This is a genomic window from Acinetobacter sp. LipI_19, assembly GCF_058242925.1.
The window spans coordinates 2,929,063-2,945,705 of record NZ_JBZAYK010000001.1 but is presented as its reverse complement, the minus strand read 5'-3'; the positions used below and the strand labels follow the sequence as shown (position 1 = coordinate 2,945,705).

Below are 16,643 nucleotides of genomic sequence, written 5' to 3'. Positions count from 1 at the left end.
ATGTCAAATGAATTAGAAATTATTGACTTAAAAGTTGGTGAAGGTAAAGAAGCAGTAAAAGGTGCTTTGATTACAACCCATTATACTGGCTGGTTGGAAGACGGAACCAAATTCGATTCTTCAATTGATCGCGGCAATTACTTTGAAACAGTGATTGGAACAGGGCGTGTAATCAAGGGCTGGGATCAAGGTATTATGGGAATGAAAGTGGGCGGTAAACGTAAATTGATCGTTCCTGCACACTTGGCTTATGGAGAGCGTAAAATGGGCAAAATTATTCCAGCAAATTCTAATCTGATTTTTGAAATTGAACTGTTTGATGTCAAAACGCGTGATTAAATCTGCTAAATGTCTGGATTGACTCAGCCATCACTCTTCAAACATAAAAATAGAGGTCAATTGATCTCTATTTTTTATGTTTAATGCAGCATCTATTGACTACACGATGTTGTACTAAAAATGTTGAGAGGGGCTTTTTGACTTCTGTATATTTTACTCAGATAAAATATAACCCGAATTCGACTTTATAAGTTTATTATTTATCTAATAGTGTGATTTTAAACACAATAGTTTTATTTTTTTGTTTATTATTTGCTCAATGCTTAACAATCATCTACAATACTTTTGTCTTAAAAGTGTTTAAATATCACAAATAAATAATTCTGCTCAGAGTTATTTTTTAAGGTTCGTTTCAGTTTTATTCTTTTAAATCATCGTTGTAAAACCTCTGGCTTAATTCGTCTTGAAAAAGGATTTTAGTATTTCATTATTGATGTACTACGGACGAATTCAGATTTAAAAACAATGATGATCGAGTATTTAAATATATGCTAAGCCGTTACTTTTCTCCTTCAGCGATGATATGCGTAACACTATTGTTTTCGTCCTTTTATAATAGTGCAATGGCAGAAGTAGACCAAGTTGCTACTGAAACTCCAATAGAGCACGAATTACCTAAAATTGATTTAAATACGCTGACTATTATTGGTTATCATGAAATTACGCCGAACCATGATGCAGTGATTCCAGATTATGCTGTCACCACGAAACAGTTTGAGCTGCATTTAGATTGGCTGCAAAAAAATGGCTATAATTTTGTCAATGTCGACCAAATTATTAAAGCCAACGAAGGTAAATATAAACTACCCACCAAACCTGTATTGTTGACTGTAGATGATGGTTATCAATCTTTTTATCAATATGCATATCCTGTCATTAAACAACGTAAAATTCCTGTTGTACTCGCTGTCGTTGGCTCATGGTTAGAACCTAAAGCCAATGAAATGGTTCAATTTGGTGATGAAAAATTAGCACGTAAAAAACTTTTGACTTGGGATGAACTTAAAACCATGCAAAAAAGTGGCTATGTAGAAATTGGTAGCCACAGTTATAATTTACATCGTGGTATTTTAGGCAATCCTCAGGGCAATTCTGAGCCTGCCGCCGTCACACGCGAATACGATCCAAAAAGTAAAACCTATGAATCTGATAAAGTCTATGCAGATCGTATTTTTAGTGATTTGAAAAAAAATAATAAATTATTGCAATCACATGGTTTAAAAGCACCACGTGTGATGGTGTGGCCATATGGTCGTTATAATATGGAAGCGGTTGCTTTGGCTAAAAAGGTGGGTATGCCCATCACCATTAGCTTAGATGATGGTCCAGACCATATTGAGAAATCGTTAGGCCATTTGAACCGCATTCTTGTCGAAGGCAATATGACTACGGATTCTCTAGCACAAGAAATCCAAAGTCGTCAGATGAATTTTACTGACAATAACCGTCCACAAAAAGTCATGCATGTGGATTTAGACTATATCTATGATCCAGATGAAGCGCAGCAAGAGAAAAACTTAGGACATCTGTTAGACCGTATTCGTGAAATGAATGTCACTACGGTATTCTTACAGGCATTCGCTGATCCAGATGCGAATGGGTCAGCTGATATGGTGTATTTCCCAAATCGTTATCTACCAATGCGTGCAGATTTGTTTAACCGTGTTGCATGGCAGATTCAAACTCGGACCCATGTGAGTCGTTTATATGCGTGGATGCCGTTATTGGCTTGGGACTTACCAACTTCAAATCCTGCGTCTAAAGATGTGGTGGTGACTCAGCAAGCCAAAGACAGTGATCATTTAAATATGGGATATCATCGTTTAAGTCCATATTCACCAGAAGCACGTAAAGTAATTGAAGGTTTATATCAGGATTTAGCAAAATCGACGACGTTTGATGGCATCTTGTTCCATGATGATGCAACACTTTCAGATTATGAAGATGCTAGTCCAGAAGCGATTAAAGCTTATCAAAAAATTGGTTTACCAGCGGATTTAGAAGAAATTCGTAATGATGATGCAAAATTGCAAAAATGGACTGATTTTAAAACCAAGACCATTGATAACTTTGCAATGGATTTAGCGCAAAAGGCGCGTTATTACCAACCATTCTTACTGACTGCACGTAACTTATATGCCCAAGTTGCACTTTCAGCATATTCGGAAAACTGGTATGGCCAGTCTTTAGAGCAATCGATTAAAAATTATGACTTTACTGCAATTATGGCAATGCCGTATATGGAACAGGCACCAGATGCAACTAAGTTTTATAAAGATTTAGTACAAAACGTGAAGAAACAACCAAATGGGATTAAAAAGACGATTTTTGAATTACAAGCAGTGAACTGGCGTAATAATCAAAAGATTCCAACATCAGAAATTGCTCAAACGATCCAGTCTTTATACCAACAAGGTGTGATGCATGTGGGGTACTACCCCGACGATCCAATTGAGGATCACCCAAATACTGCTGAAATGCGTAAAGTATTTGATTCTAAACCACAACGATTGGTTCCTTAAGGTCTGATATGAGCGCATTTCAACACCTGTGGCAATCAGTATTAAACTTTATCTTCTATTATCCATTATTTATGTCGTATTTATGGATGATAGGTGCTTTAATTTTCTATTGGAAAGAACGTAAAGAGCCCCCATATACTCAACCGCCAACATTGGAAGAATATCCTTTAGTTGCTGTGCTTGTGCCATGTTTCAATGAGCAAGATAATGCGGATGAGACCATTAGTCATGCATTAAAGTTGAATTATCCAAACTTTGAAGTCATTGCGATTAATGATGGGAGTTCTGACAATACCGCAGAAATCTTAAATGAGTTGGCTTTGAAGTATGACAAGCTGCGCGTCGTACACTTGGCTGAAAATCAGGGTAAAGCCATGGCTTTACAAGCAGGTAGTCTGCTTACCGATGCTGAATTTTTAATTGGTATTGATGGCGATGCGTTACTTGATCCATATGCTGCACAGTGGATGATTCGTCATTTTCTCAATAATCCTACAGTTGCAGCTGTGACAGGAAATCCACGTATTCGTACCCGTTCTACTTTACTTGGACGGATTCAAGTTGGTGAATTTTCATCAATTGTTGGTATGATTAAACGCGCACAACGTACTTTCGGGCGTTTATTTACAGTTTCTGGTGTAATTACTGCTTTTCGTAAAAGTGCTGTACATGAGGTAGGCTATTGGTCACCGAACATGTTAACAGAAGATATTGATATTACATGGAAATTACATCGTGCGGGTTGGGATGTAAAGTTTGAACCCAATGCCTTGGTGTGGATTTTAATGCCAGAAACCTTTGATGGTCTATGGAAGCAGCGCTTACGTTGGGCCATGGGTGGCGCTCAAGTTTTAATTAAGAATTTTGATGTATTATTTAAACCGAAACTTAATTTTCTATGGCCTTTGATTATTGAGCTGATCCTCACCTTAGTTTGGTCATATTTAATGCTGATTATGGTGATTTTCTGGATTTTGCATTTGGTGTTACCTTATGCGGGATTCCCTGCAATGAGTTCTCCATTATTACCTATGGGAACAGGTATTTTACTCGGTACAACTTGTTTACTGCAGTTCGCAATCAGTAAGTGGATGGATAGTCGTTACGAATCGAGTTTAGTGAAAAACTATTATTGGATGATTTGGTATCCCTTTGTATTTTGGTTGATTACAGTAACGGCAAGTATTGTTGCATTTCCAAAAGTTCTTTTACGTGGAGAAAGTAAAAGGGCACGTTGGGTCAGTCCCGATCGTGGTATGCGACATGATGACTAAGATGTTAGTCAAAATAAGTTTTGAGATACGAATATGAAAACAAATTCTTTGATTATTGATTTACGTAAGCAGTTACCGTGGCATCGTCGTTATTTCTCCACGACAATGACGGCAATGCTATGGGCATTTTGGTTGTTGCTTTGGAGACCTATTGTTATCTTGGTGGGATATCTTTCACTTGAGAAACCACAACTAGTACATTACTTTTTTAATGCTTTTGCAAAAGCATTAGAAAGCGGATTGTTTGCGTTGATTGCTTGTGCAATTTCTTTGTGGCTATGGAGTAACTTTGTTCCAGCAAAGACCAAAAAGGAAGCAGAAGCTAAATCTACACAAGAATATGCTGATCATTTCAATTTGGATATGGATGATCTTTTACATTCTCGTCAGCAAAAAATCGCTACAGTTCATCATGATGCTGATGGTCGAATCACATATATTGACTAATGGTTTAGTCGGCAAAAGTCCCACAGGTTGGGGCTTTTGTTTTCAAAGGGAAACTTAGATGTCCGCAAAAATAAACTCGGCAGAAAGTATTCGAGGTTTAGCTTGTTTAGCTGTCGTATTTTCTCATCTTGCAATGAGTTTTTTTCCATATTTACATCATTTTGATCCCAATGAGAAAACAGACTTGGCTTGGGTGTATGCCATACATCATTTGCCTTTTGGTTTTCTCTACTCAGGTGATGCGGCTGTTTTTGTATTCTTTGTCTTAAGTGGCTTTGTACTCAGTTATGCGATCTTAAAAAGCCCTCAAAAATTTCATGCAAAAATTAACAATATGATGATTAAACGCTATCCACGTTTAATGATCCCAGCGCTGACTTCATGCGTCATCATTTGGTTGGTCTTTAAAGTCATTCATATTGATAGTAGTCATGTGGGTGCTTGGTTACATGCATTTACGATACAAGATTTTAGTTTTAAACATGCATTATATGAAGGAACTATTGGTGCATTTTTATTCTCGGAAAGTGATATAAACTGGGTGTTATGGACGATGACGATTGAGCTTATGGGCTCATTTGCATTATTTTTTCTACTCTATTTGTATCATTATAAACATAGTGCCTTTTGGCTAGGTTCACTTTTAATTCCTTGTTTTGCATTTCTTTGGCGTGGGCAAGGTTTCAGCTTTGGGATTTCCAGCTTTATTATTGGTATCTATATCTATCTGTATGCCAAACCACTTTCGAATGTTGTAGCCATTTCTATGTTATTGATTGGCCTATATTTAGCGGGTGCACATAATACCAGCGCAGCCTATAGCTGGGTGCATCATATTTTAGGGGAGAATACTTATGATTATAGTAATTTCATTGCTGGGATTTTAATTGTTTACAGTGTTTTGATGAGTCCATTATTGTCTAAAGGCTTAGACCACCCGATTTTAGTCTGGTTAGGAAAGTTATCTTTTTCCATTTATCTATTACATCTAATGATGTTGTATTTAATCTGTATTCCGCTATTTAACTTATTTTTAAGTTGGCATTGGAGTTATTCTTTCGCTGTAATCTGCTCAGGATTAACTGCGATTGCAGTCACTTTGATTGCTGCAAATTTTTATAGTGATTATGTCGATCAGTTCGCTATTAAGGTCAGTAATAAAATTGCCGACAAGGTTTTAAATTAGTACTTCAAGACTCGGATACAATTTGCAAATATTGTTTACAATTTAAGATGTATTGAGTTGTTTTTTAGACATTAAAAAATTGATAAATATCGTGATTTAATCAAGTATGGGCGACTCATTTTTAGCATGGATCGCTTATATGCATCTGTTCAAATCCATTGTTATTTCATTGATTGCAATGAGTCTTCAATTTGCTCAAGCAGCACCATTAAATGCTCAGCAAGCACTGACCGATGCACCGCCAATGAGTTTATTTGAATCGTGGAATACACCCATTGAGCCCTTTAAAATTTTTAATCATGTCTATTATGTTGGTACTGAAAATTTATCTTCAGTACTGTTTGATACGGGTGATGGTTTGGTTTTAATTGATAGTGGGATTGATCAATCGGCAGTGCAGATTAAAGCCAATATTGAAAAATTAGGTTTTAAAATTACAGATGTAAAATATCTACTCAATAGTCATGCCCGTTTAGATCAAGCTGGTGGTTTTGCTAAGTTAAAACAATGGAGTGGTGCTCAATTGGTCGCAAGTGCTGCAAATGCCGAAATGCTAGAAAATGGGGGCGTGACTGATTTTGCTCTAGGTAAGCAATTGCCTTTTCCTTCTGTAGCTGTAGATATCATCATTAAAGATGGGCAACAATTAAAGCTCGGTCGTCAAATCTTTACAGCACATGCGACGCCCGGCCATTTACCAGGCGCAACCTCTTGGACGACAGATATCCGTTACTACTTTAAAAACTATAAAGTCATCTATGCCGACAGTTTATTTACTGGCGGTTATTATTTGGTAAACAATATCAACTATCCAAATCTAGTTTCAGACATACGACATACATTTAAAACTTTGGATGCAATCCATGCAGATATTTTCCTTGCCAATAAAGCTGATCGTTTCTATATGAAGCAGAAATTAGCCAAATTGAATATGGGTAATAAAAAAGCATTTATTGATCAGACGGGTTTACAAAATTATGTAGCAAAGGGGAGAGTTGAATTTGAACAAGAATTACAACAGCAACAACGCTTAGCGCAGTTTAAAACATTGCAATAATTAATTTAAAATAAAACATGCTTTATGTATTATATGGCGTGTTTTATTTTAAATATTGCTATAATTCAGGTAAAACTGATCATTTATTTTGAATGATATATAACAGATAAAGGCTTATACTAAAATATTGAAAATACAATATTTCAAACAGTTATTATTCATTTGTAGTGTCGTGCTCACTTCATCTATATATGCACAAGAATTTCAACAACTCAATACTCAAACGAAGCTTGCAAAACAATGCCATAAAGATGACGAAGACATATTTTCACCTCAAAACTATCAATTGGGCTCGATAAAAGTCGTATTAAAAACTTATTCCTGTATTGGTAAAAAGCAAGTTCGAGAGCAATATTTTTCAGCGTATGGGATACAGCTGGGTGCTAAAAAATCATTATATTTAGTCGATCAACTGGCGGATGCAAGTGGTTATGTTAGTGTTAAATTAGAGCAAGTAGATGCAGATACCATTGTGTTTGACAGTATGTATGAACGTGGCGGCGATTTAGTGATTATGTAGATGCAAGATTTACAAAATATCTATCATGTGAAAGTTCATTATATGGCTTCAGATGAAGGCGCGGTAAAGTTGTATAGTAAAAATAATCAGATTTTATTCAAAAAATTGATTTAAAAGCGCTTAAAGATGATCAGCCGATATATGAAAATATAGGAAAACCCATAATATTCAAAAAGGTGCCAGGCAAAGGGATCGTATTTGCTTCAGGTGATCTAAAAGCATTACAAAATTAAAATAAGAGATCTAGTTTATCGATATAGAGAAAACAATTGTTACGTTTAAGCTGGGTATCTCTAGTGAGATAGTTATACAATTTATAGGGTAAACTATTAAAAAAACAATCAAAATACTCAGCTTTAAACTTAGCTCATGAGTCTGAACTGGGGCGTATTATATGCTTGAGATTACGCTATGTTGAAATTTATCCTAGTCGTGTTATTTTTGATCACGTTATATGTGTTATGGCGATGGGTTGCTAAACAAAAAATTAATGCAGCTTTTGAAGAACAACGACAAGCGTTATCTGAATTGGTTCAGAATCCTCAAGAAGAGCATGATCTACCCGAAAAAACCAAACTGATTAAACAGATGATTGCAGAAGAGCGACAAAAGGCGGGTTTAACCCAAGTAAAAGAGGCATTAAGCGCTACAGTTCAAGTAGAGCAGCAGAGTTTAGTCGAAGACCAATATGCACTCGCCAAGCAGATCACTGATGAAGACCAACGTTTATTTGATTCAGCTGCGCAACTTTTTTTTGAACAAGCTTTACAGACCAAAGACTTTTCTCAAGCAGGGCATATTCAACATGATGTACTCAGTAAAATGCCTATGAATACACAAAGTCAGATTGGTTCTTTTGATTTTGGTGAATGGTCTATTTTTTGGAGCTATCATGAACAATCACTTGAATACTATGTCGGACGTTATGGGGTATTCTATGCGCATGTTGATCATCAAGGTATAGAACATAAAGCCGAATTTAAAGATCGTTATTGATTTTCTCTTAGGCTGCTTAACTCTTTTAGTCGAAATATTGTGGAATTGATTTCACAATCTAAATGTGCAAATCCTGAAGCTAACCCCAAAGCGCCATAAGTAAGACTTCCCGTAAGTTCATTACATTGAGCATCACGATAATTAAGCCAAGCCTTTTGTGATTTTTCCAGTAATAACTTGTTGTTATCATCGTATTGCAGATAAATGCGTTGATATAACTCAGGGTCTGTTGGCATTTCATAAACGGCTTGCGTTGTAGGTTAAAATTGAGCAGGCAAGGCATGAAACGAAGAGAATAGCGAGACTATTTTCGAGTTTCATAACGTAGGCTGTGATAATTTTAGCCACAACCCTGAGCAAGAACAAAGCAGTGCTTTGTTTGCAGCGCAAGGCGCAGCGGGGGACTAACGTGTTTTTTGCCGCTACGTGTTACCTTGCGAAACGATGTTTCTCATCATTTAGAATGACTAAATTTCATATTTCGTGCCTAGTATCGCCTAAAAAACACTCGTAGTCGCAAACGTAGACGAATTGTCAACAGACCCTATCATTTTCGCTTTATCTGTTTTTAATTGCTGTTGCATACATTGATAAGCTTGTTGTTGATCTTGTTGATTACATTGCGCATGAGCTGTATTGAATAGGCTTATAAAAAGCAAAGCTAAAAAACTATATTTGATCTTTTTTATCATTTAATTTTCACCAAGAAGTTGCAAATCAGTCGAGTATTATATAGAGAGTAGTTGAGAAATTCGTTGCTTCACTTGATTTAAATAGAACAGGTCATCGTTCAGTCGATACATTAAAATAGCACCCTCATAATCGGCCACGCTTATTTTTGCCAAAATTTGTGCATCGGTTTGATTCATTTTTTGTTGAAATAATTGATACAAGGCATTTTGCCAATCTTGGAAAATTTCACGGATTTTTTCCAAGACTTCTAAAGAAATATGGCTGGCCTCTAAGGACAGCATCCCAACTAAACAGCCTTTTATTTCATAACTAAAAAAATGAACAGCTTTATCATGGATGATTTGAAATTGTTGATTTGCATCCACTACAGCAAAATCTTCGAGTTTAAACAACGATTGATTTAAATAAAGATGAGTGTGCGCTAAGATCTGCATCAATAAGGCTTGTTTGTTGGGATAATAATAATAAAACGATGCTTTACTGAGTCCACATGCTTTTGCCAACATCTCCATACTTGTCCCTGCATAACCATGTGCTTTAAATTGCAAAGCACAGGTATTTATCATGTGTTCAGGTGTAAGTTTTTGTGGGCGCATAGATGACCTTGCTGCTTATGGGCTTAAAATTAATTGTGGATGAATGTCTCAAAAATATTTAACATTTTATCCCAAATTGGCTCTGAACCTTGACGAAAATAGCCCATATGTCCAATCTGTTTTAAACCAAACTCGTCTGCTGATATGTTGATATAGTGCATGGGCGCATTTTTATAATGTTGCATAAAAGCATAACGAGAATTTGGCAATGCCCAATCATCATCTAAAGCGGCTACTGCATAAATTGGCGTTTTAATTTGGGCATATTGCTCATGCAAATTTTTTTGCTCAGGATCTGCAAAAAAATAAGTGGGATTTTTACACCATCTACGCCATTGTTGATAGACCCCTTTAGGTAAATCTGCACCCATATTGAGTTTACTCCAAGGCAAGTAACCTGTAATCGCCACCATAGGTGGAAAGATAATATTCCAAACTACCTGAACTTTAATTTTTTCTTTCAATGGCATATAGCCATGCCAGCCAGCACCTGTGCCAAAACAATACATTGCGCTTACTTTGGTATGATTCGGTGTTAGCCCTAAAGCTTGTCCACCGTAAGAATGTCCAACTAAAAATAGGGGCATGTCTTGTTTAAAACTGTAGTCAATTGCACCTGCTAAATCTAATTTTCCCCAATCGAGGTATGACATTTTAAAACCTTTTAATTGCCGTGGAGCAGAGTTGGCCACCCCACGATAATCAAAAGTGAGTACCTGATAGCCCAATTGTGCAGCATATTCAGAGAAGCGGCGATAAAATGCTTGAGGGACTCCTGTTGCACTGGAAACAACAATTTTTGCTTTGATTGTATTGACTGGCGTGTAAAGTATGCCAGCCAATATATAACCATCCAGTGCCTTAAAACTAATGGCCTGACTGGTAAAACTATTGCCATTCAAGTGTTGGACCTCAGTTGAGTACTTTAAATTTTGCATGATTGTTCCCACAGTTATTAGATTATCGCCGTATATCGCTATGATTGGTTTACTTACCTTTAAACTGTGGTGCTCGACGTTCAATCATTGCTCTTACACCTTCTTGCGCATCCTCAGAGGCAAGTAAAGGGCTAAGTAGATTTTGTAGGTTTGCAAATGCGACTTCAGGACTTTGTAAAAAGGCTTGATGAGCCGAATGCAGTGCCGCTTTGACGGCAAGTGGTGCAGCATTGGCAATACGTTCAGCCAATTCTATGGCACGCGTTAACTGTTGGTTATCCTCAACAACTTCAGTCACTAAATTCATTTCATAGGCTGTTTGTGCATAAAATAAATCACCAGTTAACACATATTTCATAGCTTTTACCCAGCCAGCAGCTTGGATGAAACGTACCGTTGCACCACCAAAAGGTAAAATACCGCGCTGTACCTCAATTTGGGTAAATTGAGTATTTTTGTTGGCAATAACAATGTCAGAATTCAACATTAATTCTATACCAGCGGTATAACAATAACCCTGTACCGCGGTTACCAATGGCTTTGTTCTTTGACGCCCAACAGTTCCCCAAGGGTTCACAATATCATTGCTAAAATTAAAAACACCATCGGCTAATTTTGGTTGTAACTCAACCAAGTCCAATCCTGCAGTAAAATGATCCCCATGGGCAAAGACCACCGCACAGCGTAGTTCTGGATTATTTTCATATTCAGTTAAAGCCAGTGATAGGTCGTGAATCATATGACTATCAAAAGCATTGCGTTTATCTGCACGGTCTAGGCCAACTAAAAAAATATGACCACGGATTTCACGACTGACTTTTCCTTGTAGATTTGACATTTGTTATTCTCTCATTGGTTGTTTTATAAGTTTTTAAACGATCGTTAGAAAACTGTCAATGATTTTAGAGTGACTAAACCGTTTACATCGGTATAGCCTATTTAAGGCGTTGAAGGATCGCTGCATTGTGTATGTTATTTGGCGCTTTGGGGGGAGTACCTATAGTTTTTATAAGAAATTTAACTAGACATAAAAATCTGCTCATAAGCTTAAATGCCTAGCTAAATTTATCACTAGGCATTTAATTTAAAGAGATTTAAACCTGAAGGATTACTTTTTAAACTTGGTTAAAAGCTTTTGGATCGGCAATTTATCACTTGCATACCCATAAATTGCAGCAAAAGGTAAGGCTGTGCGAGCAAGATAGGCGACACGCCATAAACCACCATGATTGGCACCCTCCATCATCAATTCTAATGGATGTCCCATCTTAGTTTCTGGATTTGCAACAGACTTCGGATTTCTTAAGTCATGGATCCAAAGTGCTGCCATAATTGAATTGGTTGTTTCAGGGCGGAATGCTTCTACATCAAACAAACTTGCACCGTTAAACGCTGCTTTAAGCAAAGGATTCTTGGTGACCGAATGTGTCGTCGTGGATGGTGCAATATTGATACTGACATGTTGCCCTTGATGTCGTGCTAAAGTTGCACGCCACTGTTGAATGCGTTTTGCCAAGGCATAATTAGGGCCTTGTTCAACCACAAGACAATCAGCAATCCCATAGAATTTACCATTGTCAGAGGCAATCAGTTGTTGATCATTGTGCTTAAAGAATTGTTTTAAGGAGAGAATTGCAATCCCTTTGCTGAATACGGTTTCAAATTTTGATCTATGTTTGAACTTTTTGTTTGAACATTCAATCACTTCTTCAGGTACTGCATAAACATCTGTAGGCGTACACATATACATCAATGATGAATCATTCTTGTGTTCACTGACATGGCTCATAATCGTGTCCATTGCCATCGATACACGGACATGTTTTTCACCATCTAAATAAGCAATTGAGGCCAAATCTAATTTGTGTGGATTATCACAAAGCCATTGTGTAATTTCTGGAATTTGGGTTAGTAAATTTGCCCCAAGTTTACTTTTTAATTCTTCAATATTATGGGTGTTGGCGATTTTTTGAAAACTTGGTGCGTGCAGTGTAGCATTGCCATTTTCAATGATTTTAAGAATTCTTTCCCAAACGCGTTCATTGGGCAGATCAACGGCAACAATATTGGCTTTCCATTTCGATAACCATGTTAATGGGCCTGCCTCTGAGGCTGCGCCAAATAAAACTAAGGTACGATCCGATAAATCAAACCATTCGGGATGAGCAATCACTTCTCTCAGTGCTTCTGCATGACTGGCTTCAATAATGCCAGTTTCTTGCCACTTTTGAATTTGCTGATATAGCGCTTCGCCTTGCAGTTTTTGCCCATGATAGGGCACATACCACTCTACCTCAGCATCTGACTGACCTTTAAAACTAATGCTTTGAATCTTGTCTAGTACTGGAACTGTACCAATATCTTTTAAAGAATAGCGTTGTCCATCTCTAAAGAAATCAAAACTATGTTGGGCTTTGTGCAAGCCTTGCTTGGCTATAGTGATGGCGTTTTGACTTGAACGAATCCCATGTTCGACCAATGCCTTAAAATAAACTGGATAATTTTTACGCCAATTTTTTTCATCTAAAGCTTGCTGTGCGCTGAGATGATCAACCAAGGACAGTGCTTCTGCAATGATTTCTTTACCGACTTGCGAGCTGCTACTTTTTTGAGTCTTTGGATGAACTGGAAACTGTAAACCATCAATTGAACTGGACATGCAAAATATCTCGTTTTATTTCATCATTAATATACAGATGTATACATTATCCATGCCATATTCAATACTTGGGTGGCATTTTCTGACAAAATTCAGATAAATTGGTCGTATAAATTAAATAAATCACTGATAAAAATATCTAAAATTAAGCTTAGTATTTCATTTATAGAAAGTTTCATTATTGTCATTTTGTTCGTTTTAAAGCTCAATTTGTTGATAAGCTAAAATGCAGTAAATATCTATTTGTGTATGATTTATATCCATTTATTATGTGTATATGTTATGTTGAAATTTGCGTAGATTATATTTTTTACATCTTTTTAAGTTAATTCCGACAATTTTAGTTGATTTTCACTCATTCAGCCTCATCTTCAGTTAAAATACCGACTTCAGCTTGAGGATAGAGTTATGTCGACTGAGAACACCAATACTGCGGTTGCAGAAGAAATTCCAAATTTATTGATTACTCCCAATGCGCAAGAGTATTTAAAAGATCTTTTGGAGAAGCAAAATACTCCAGGAATTGGCGTTCGTGTATTTGTTGAAAATCCAGGTACCCCACGTGCTGAATGTTGTATGGCATACAGTGCACCTGATGAAATTGCTCCAACAGATTACAAACAAGATTATCCTGATTTCCCAGCATTTATTGATACACCGTCGATTCCATATCTGAAAGATGCTGTAATTGATTACAACAAAGACCGTTTCGGTGGGCAGCTCACTTTCCGAGCACCTAACTCGAAAGTACCACGTGTTGGTCCAGATGCCTCTATGGAAGAACGAATTACCTATATTCTTCAGGCAGAGATTAATCCTGGATTGGCAGGGCATGGCGGAAACTGTGCACTAGTAGAAGTAGTAGAAGATGAAGAACATGGTTTAACTGCGGTATTAAAATTCGGTGGCGGTTGTCAAGGCTGTTCTGCGATTGATGTAACGTTAAAACAAGGTGTAGAAACTACGCTTAAAGAGCATATTCCTGAACTAGGTCGTGTGGTCGATCAGACTGATCACAGTCAAGCAGAAGGTGCTTATTTCAAATAGTCTGTATATCAATGTAGATATTTTACTGTTGTTCAAAACCTCCGGATTTCGGAGGTTTTTTTATGGTTGTCACATAGCTAAATTTTATTTTTGTATTTTTAAATATTGATAAGCTTAAATGAATCTTAAAAAATAGAATAAAAACTTAAAGATATACTCATAAACGTCCAAATATTAACCGAATGGTTAATAAAAATGAGAATAGTTATTAATATTGTTTATAATGCTGTGGTGTTTTATTACACATTGTATCTAAATCTTCATTGTCTATTCATTGCTGAGCCTCTTTGGAATACCTTATGTCTACTAACCGTATCATCCAATCTGCGTTATCTCTCTCCATTATCACCGTTATGATGGGTACTGCCTATGCAGCAGATTCATAAGAACCTTCTAATAAAACTAATTCTCAGTCTACAGAGTCAACTAAATTAGAAACAATTGTTGTGACAGCAAGTGGTTTTGAGCAAGAGGTGAAACAAACTGCCGCATCTATTTCTGTATTGACTCAAGAAGACATTAATAAAAAAGCGTATAGAGATATAACTGATGCACTCAAAGACGTTCCTGGGGTTGTCGTAACAGGTGGTGGCAGTTCAAGTGATATCAGTATTCGTGGTATGGGAAGTGCTTATACGGTTTTTTTGATTGATGGTAAAAAGGTCAATACACGTTCAGTTCGACCAAATAGTGATAACTCGGGTATTGAGCAAGGTTGGATGCCCAGTATTGAAAGTATTGAACGTATTGAAGTGATCCGTGGCCCGATGTCTGGTTTATATGGTTCAGATGCCATGGGCGGTGTGATTAATATTATTACCAAAAAAGTCGCAGATACTTGGACAAGTTCGGTTAAGTTAGATACGACACTACAAGAAAATAGAGATTCTGGGGATATCCATCAAGCAAATCTGTATGTTTCTGGTCCTTTAATCCGTAATTTACTTGGTTTAAAGGCGAATGGAACATTCTCACAACGCAATGAAGATGACATCATTGGTGGCTATAATAAGCAACGTATACGTGCAGGTGGCGCAACACTGAGTTTGACGCCAAGTACTGAGCATACCATTGACCTCGAATATCAGCGATCAATTCAAAACCGTGATCAAACTGTAGGTAAAACAATTGCAAATGTACCAGGGCGAAATGGTAAGCTCCCAACAGACTCATATACAGATTATTATCGTACCGAATATAGTTTGACTCATCGTGGTGAAATTGGCGATTTAAAGACACATTCTTATATTCAACGTGAGGAAAATGAAAATCCATCACGTAGCATGGAAGCAATCAATACAACATTTAATACTTTGAACCAAATCAATCTGGGTTCCCATGCTTTAAGCTTTGGGGGAAGTTATTTAAAAGAAGAGCTTGAGGATTTTGGCAATCAGTTAGTCATTGGTGGCTCAAAATTAACCAATTTAGACCGCTATAGCTGGGCATTATTTGCTGAGGATGCGTGGAATATTGTAGAGCCATTCACGGTAACGGCTTCATTACGCTATGACAAAGATGAAAATTTTGGTGATCATTTTAGCCCGAAAGTCTATGGTGTTTGGACCTTAAATGATAATTGGATTGTCAAAGGTGGGGTATCAACAGGTTATAAAACTCCTGCCTTACGTGCCACTGTTGCAGGGTGGGGACAAGCAACAGGTGGTGGTCAGTCGAGTGGTATGATTGTAGGTAATCCAGATTTAAAACCAGAAACAAGTATTAATTATGAAGCATCAATTAACTGGGATAATAATGACAATCTAGATGCAGGTTTTACCGTATTTAATAGTGAATTTAAAGATAAAATTACTGAAATTCGTACCTGTCAAGGAGACTCTGGAACTATGGGATGTTCTTGGTTAGGTCAAAACTTTGACTTTATCAGTCAACGTATTAATGTCGATAAAGCAAATATGCGTGGTATAGAGGCAACTCTGGGTTGGGCAATCACGCCAGATGTTCGTTGGGCAACAAATTATACATTTACAGATACCGAACAAAAGAGTGGTGCATTTAAAGGTAAGCCATTAAATGAAATGCCGAAACATATGTTTAATACCACATTAGATTGGCAAACAAATGATCAAGTTGGGATGTGGAGCCGCTTAAATGTAAGAAGTAAAACTTCTGACTATTTAAGTCGCACATCTATGGGGGATGGTAGACCAGCGTATGCAATGATTGATGTTGGTCTAAACTATAAACCTTCTAATGCCTTACAGTTTAATGCTGGTATTTATAACTTATTTGATAAAAGCATAGATACAGCGACTTATAATTATGTACTGGATGGCCGCCGTTACAATTTGGGTTTAATTTATAAGTTCTAAAGCTAGATTAAATTGCATTAAATCTGTTTAGTTATG

General features: G+C 36.9%; 14 protein-coding genes and 1 pseudogene. 10 read left to right on the top strand and 5 right to left on the bottom strand.

Annotated elements, in window-relative coordinates; genetic code table 11:
* From AC4CVF_RS14320 to AC4CVF_RS14285, 8 genes are all read left to right on the top strand, one after another.
* On the top strand, window positions 1-339 hold the full coding sequence (locus tag AC4CVF_RS14320) for an FKBP-type peptidyl-prolyl cis-trans isomerase (RefSeq protein ID WP_004722677.1): 339 nt from the start codon (window positions 1-3) through the stop codon (window positions 337-339).
* Between the two features lie 488 nt (window positions 340-827).
* A complete protein-coding gene (gene pgaB, locus AC4CVF_RS14315; protein ID WP_490773676.1) occupies window positions 828-2,861 on the top strand; it encodes a poly-beta-1,6-N-acetyl-D-glucosamine N-deacetylase PgaB in 2,034 nt (677 codons plus the stop codon).
* An 8-nt stretch (window positions 2,862-2,869) separates the two neighbouring features.
* Entirely contained in the window at window positions 2,870-4,135 is a 1,266-nt protein-coding gene (gene pgaC / locus AC4CVF_RS14310; RefSeq protein WP_336952860.1) for a poly-beta-1,6-N-acetyl-D-glucosamine synthase, read from the top strand.
* 33 nt (window positions 4,136-4,168) lie between these two features.
* Window positions 4,169-4,582: a poly-beta-1,6-N-acetyl-D-glucosamine biosynthesis protein PgaD gene (gene pgaD, locus AC4CVF_RS14305; protein WP_336952859.1), complete on the top strand. Its 414-nt coding sequence runs from the start codon at window positions 4,169-4,171 to the stop codon at window positions 4,580-4,582.
* 58 nt (window positions 4,583-4,640) lie between these two features.
* The gene (locus AC4CVF_RS14300; protein ID WP_419361183.1) at window positions 4,641-5,768 is read left to right on the top strand and encodes an acyltransferase family protein; all 1,128 of its coding nucleotides are present in this window, start codon (window positions 4,641-4,643) and stop codon (window positions 5,766-5,768) included.
* A gap of 139 nt (window positions 5,769-5,907) precedes the next feature.
* Window positions 5,908-6,825, top strand: a complete 918-nt coding sequence (locus tag AC4CVF_RS14295; RefSeq protein WP_419361180.1) for an HARLDQ motif MBL-fold protein — start codon at window positions 5,908-5,910, stop codon at window positions 6,823-6,825.
* A 172-nt stretch (window positions 6,826-6,997) separates the two neighbouring features.
* Window positions 6,998-7,345: a hypothetical protein gene (locus tag AC4CVF_RS14290; RefSeq protein ID WP_336952853.1), complete on the top strand. Its 348-nt coding sequence runs from the start codon at window positions 6,998-7,000 to the stop codon at window positions 7,343-7,345.
* Between the two features lie 411 nt (window positions 7,346-7,756).
* Complete coding sequence (locus tag AC4CVF_RS14285) at window positions 7,757-8,341, top strand: hypothetical protein (protein ID WP_336952851.1); 585 nt, start codon at window positions 7,757-7,759, stop codon at window positions 8,339-8,341.
* Here the strand turns inward: AC4CVF_RS14285 and AC4CVF_RS14280 are convergent.
* The 5 genes from AC4CVF_RS14280 to AC4CVF_RS14260 form a co-directional block, all read right to left on the bottom strand.
* Window positions 8,335-8,577 carry a lysozyme inhibitor LprI family protein gene (locus AC4CVF_RS14280; protein ID WP_490789629.1) on the bottom strand — a complete coding sequence of 81 codons (243 nt, stop codon included), beginning with the start codon at window positions 8,575-8,577 and terminating at the stop codon, window positions 8,335-8,337. The two genes, AC4CVF_RS14285 and AC4CVF_RS14280, sit on opposite strands and share 7 nt — an antisense overlap.
* Window positions 8,578-9,069: 492 nt before the next feature.
* Entirely contained in the window at window positions 9,070-9,630 is a 561-nt protein-coding gene (locus tag AC4CVF_RS14275) for a TetR/AcrR family transcriptional regulator (RefSeq protein WP_490789628.1), read from the bottom strand.
* Between the two features lie 29 nt (window positions 9,631-9,659).
* A complete protein-coding gene (locus AC4CVF_RS14270; protein ID WP_419361177.1) occupies window positions 9,660-10,568 on the bottom strand; it encodes an alpha/beta hydrolase family protein in 909 nt (302 codons plus the stop codon).
* A 49-nt stretch (window positions 10,569-10,617) separates the two neighbouring features.
* Window positions 10,618-11,406 (bottom strand): crotonase/enoyl-CoA hydratase family protein, encoded by a 789-nt coding sequence (locus tag AC4CVF_RS14265; RefSeq protein WP_419361175.1) that lies wholly within the window; start codon window positions 11,404-11,406, stop codon window positions 10,618-10,620.
* 270 nt (window positions 11,407-11,676) lie between these two features.
* A complete protein-coding gene (locus tag AC4CVF_RS14260) occupies window positions 11,677-13,227 on the bottom strand; it encodes a hypothetical protein (protein ID WP_490789627.1) in 1,551 nt (516 codons plus the stop codon).
* 408 nt (window positions 13,228-13,635) lie between these two features.
* On the opposite strand from AC4CVF_RS14260, the gene nfuA reads away from it, so the two are divergent.
* Together nfuA and AC4CVF_RS14250 are read left to right on the top strand one after the other, a co-directional pair.
* On the top strand, window positions 13,636-14,274 hold the full coding sequence (nfuA, locus tag AC4CVF_RS14255; RefSeq protein ID WP_004819478.1) for a Fe-S biogenesis protein NfuA: 639 nt from the start codon (window positions 13,636-13,638) through the stop codon (window positions 14,272-14,274).
* Window positions 14,275-14,573: 299 nt separating this feature from the next.
* Window positions 14,574-16,607: pseudogene (locus AC4CVF_RS14250) on the top strand (ligand-gated channel protein).
* Window positions 16,608-16,643 lie beyond the last annotated feature (36 nt).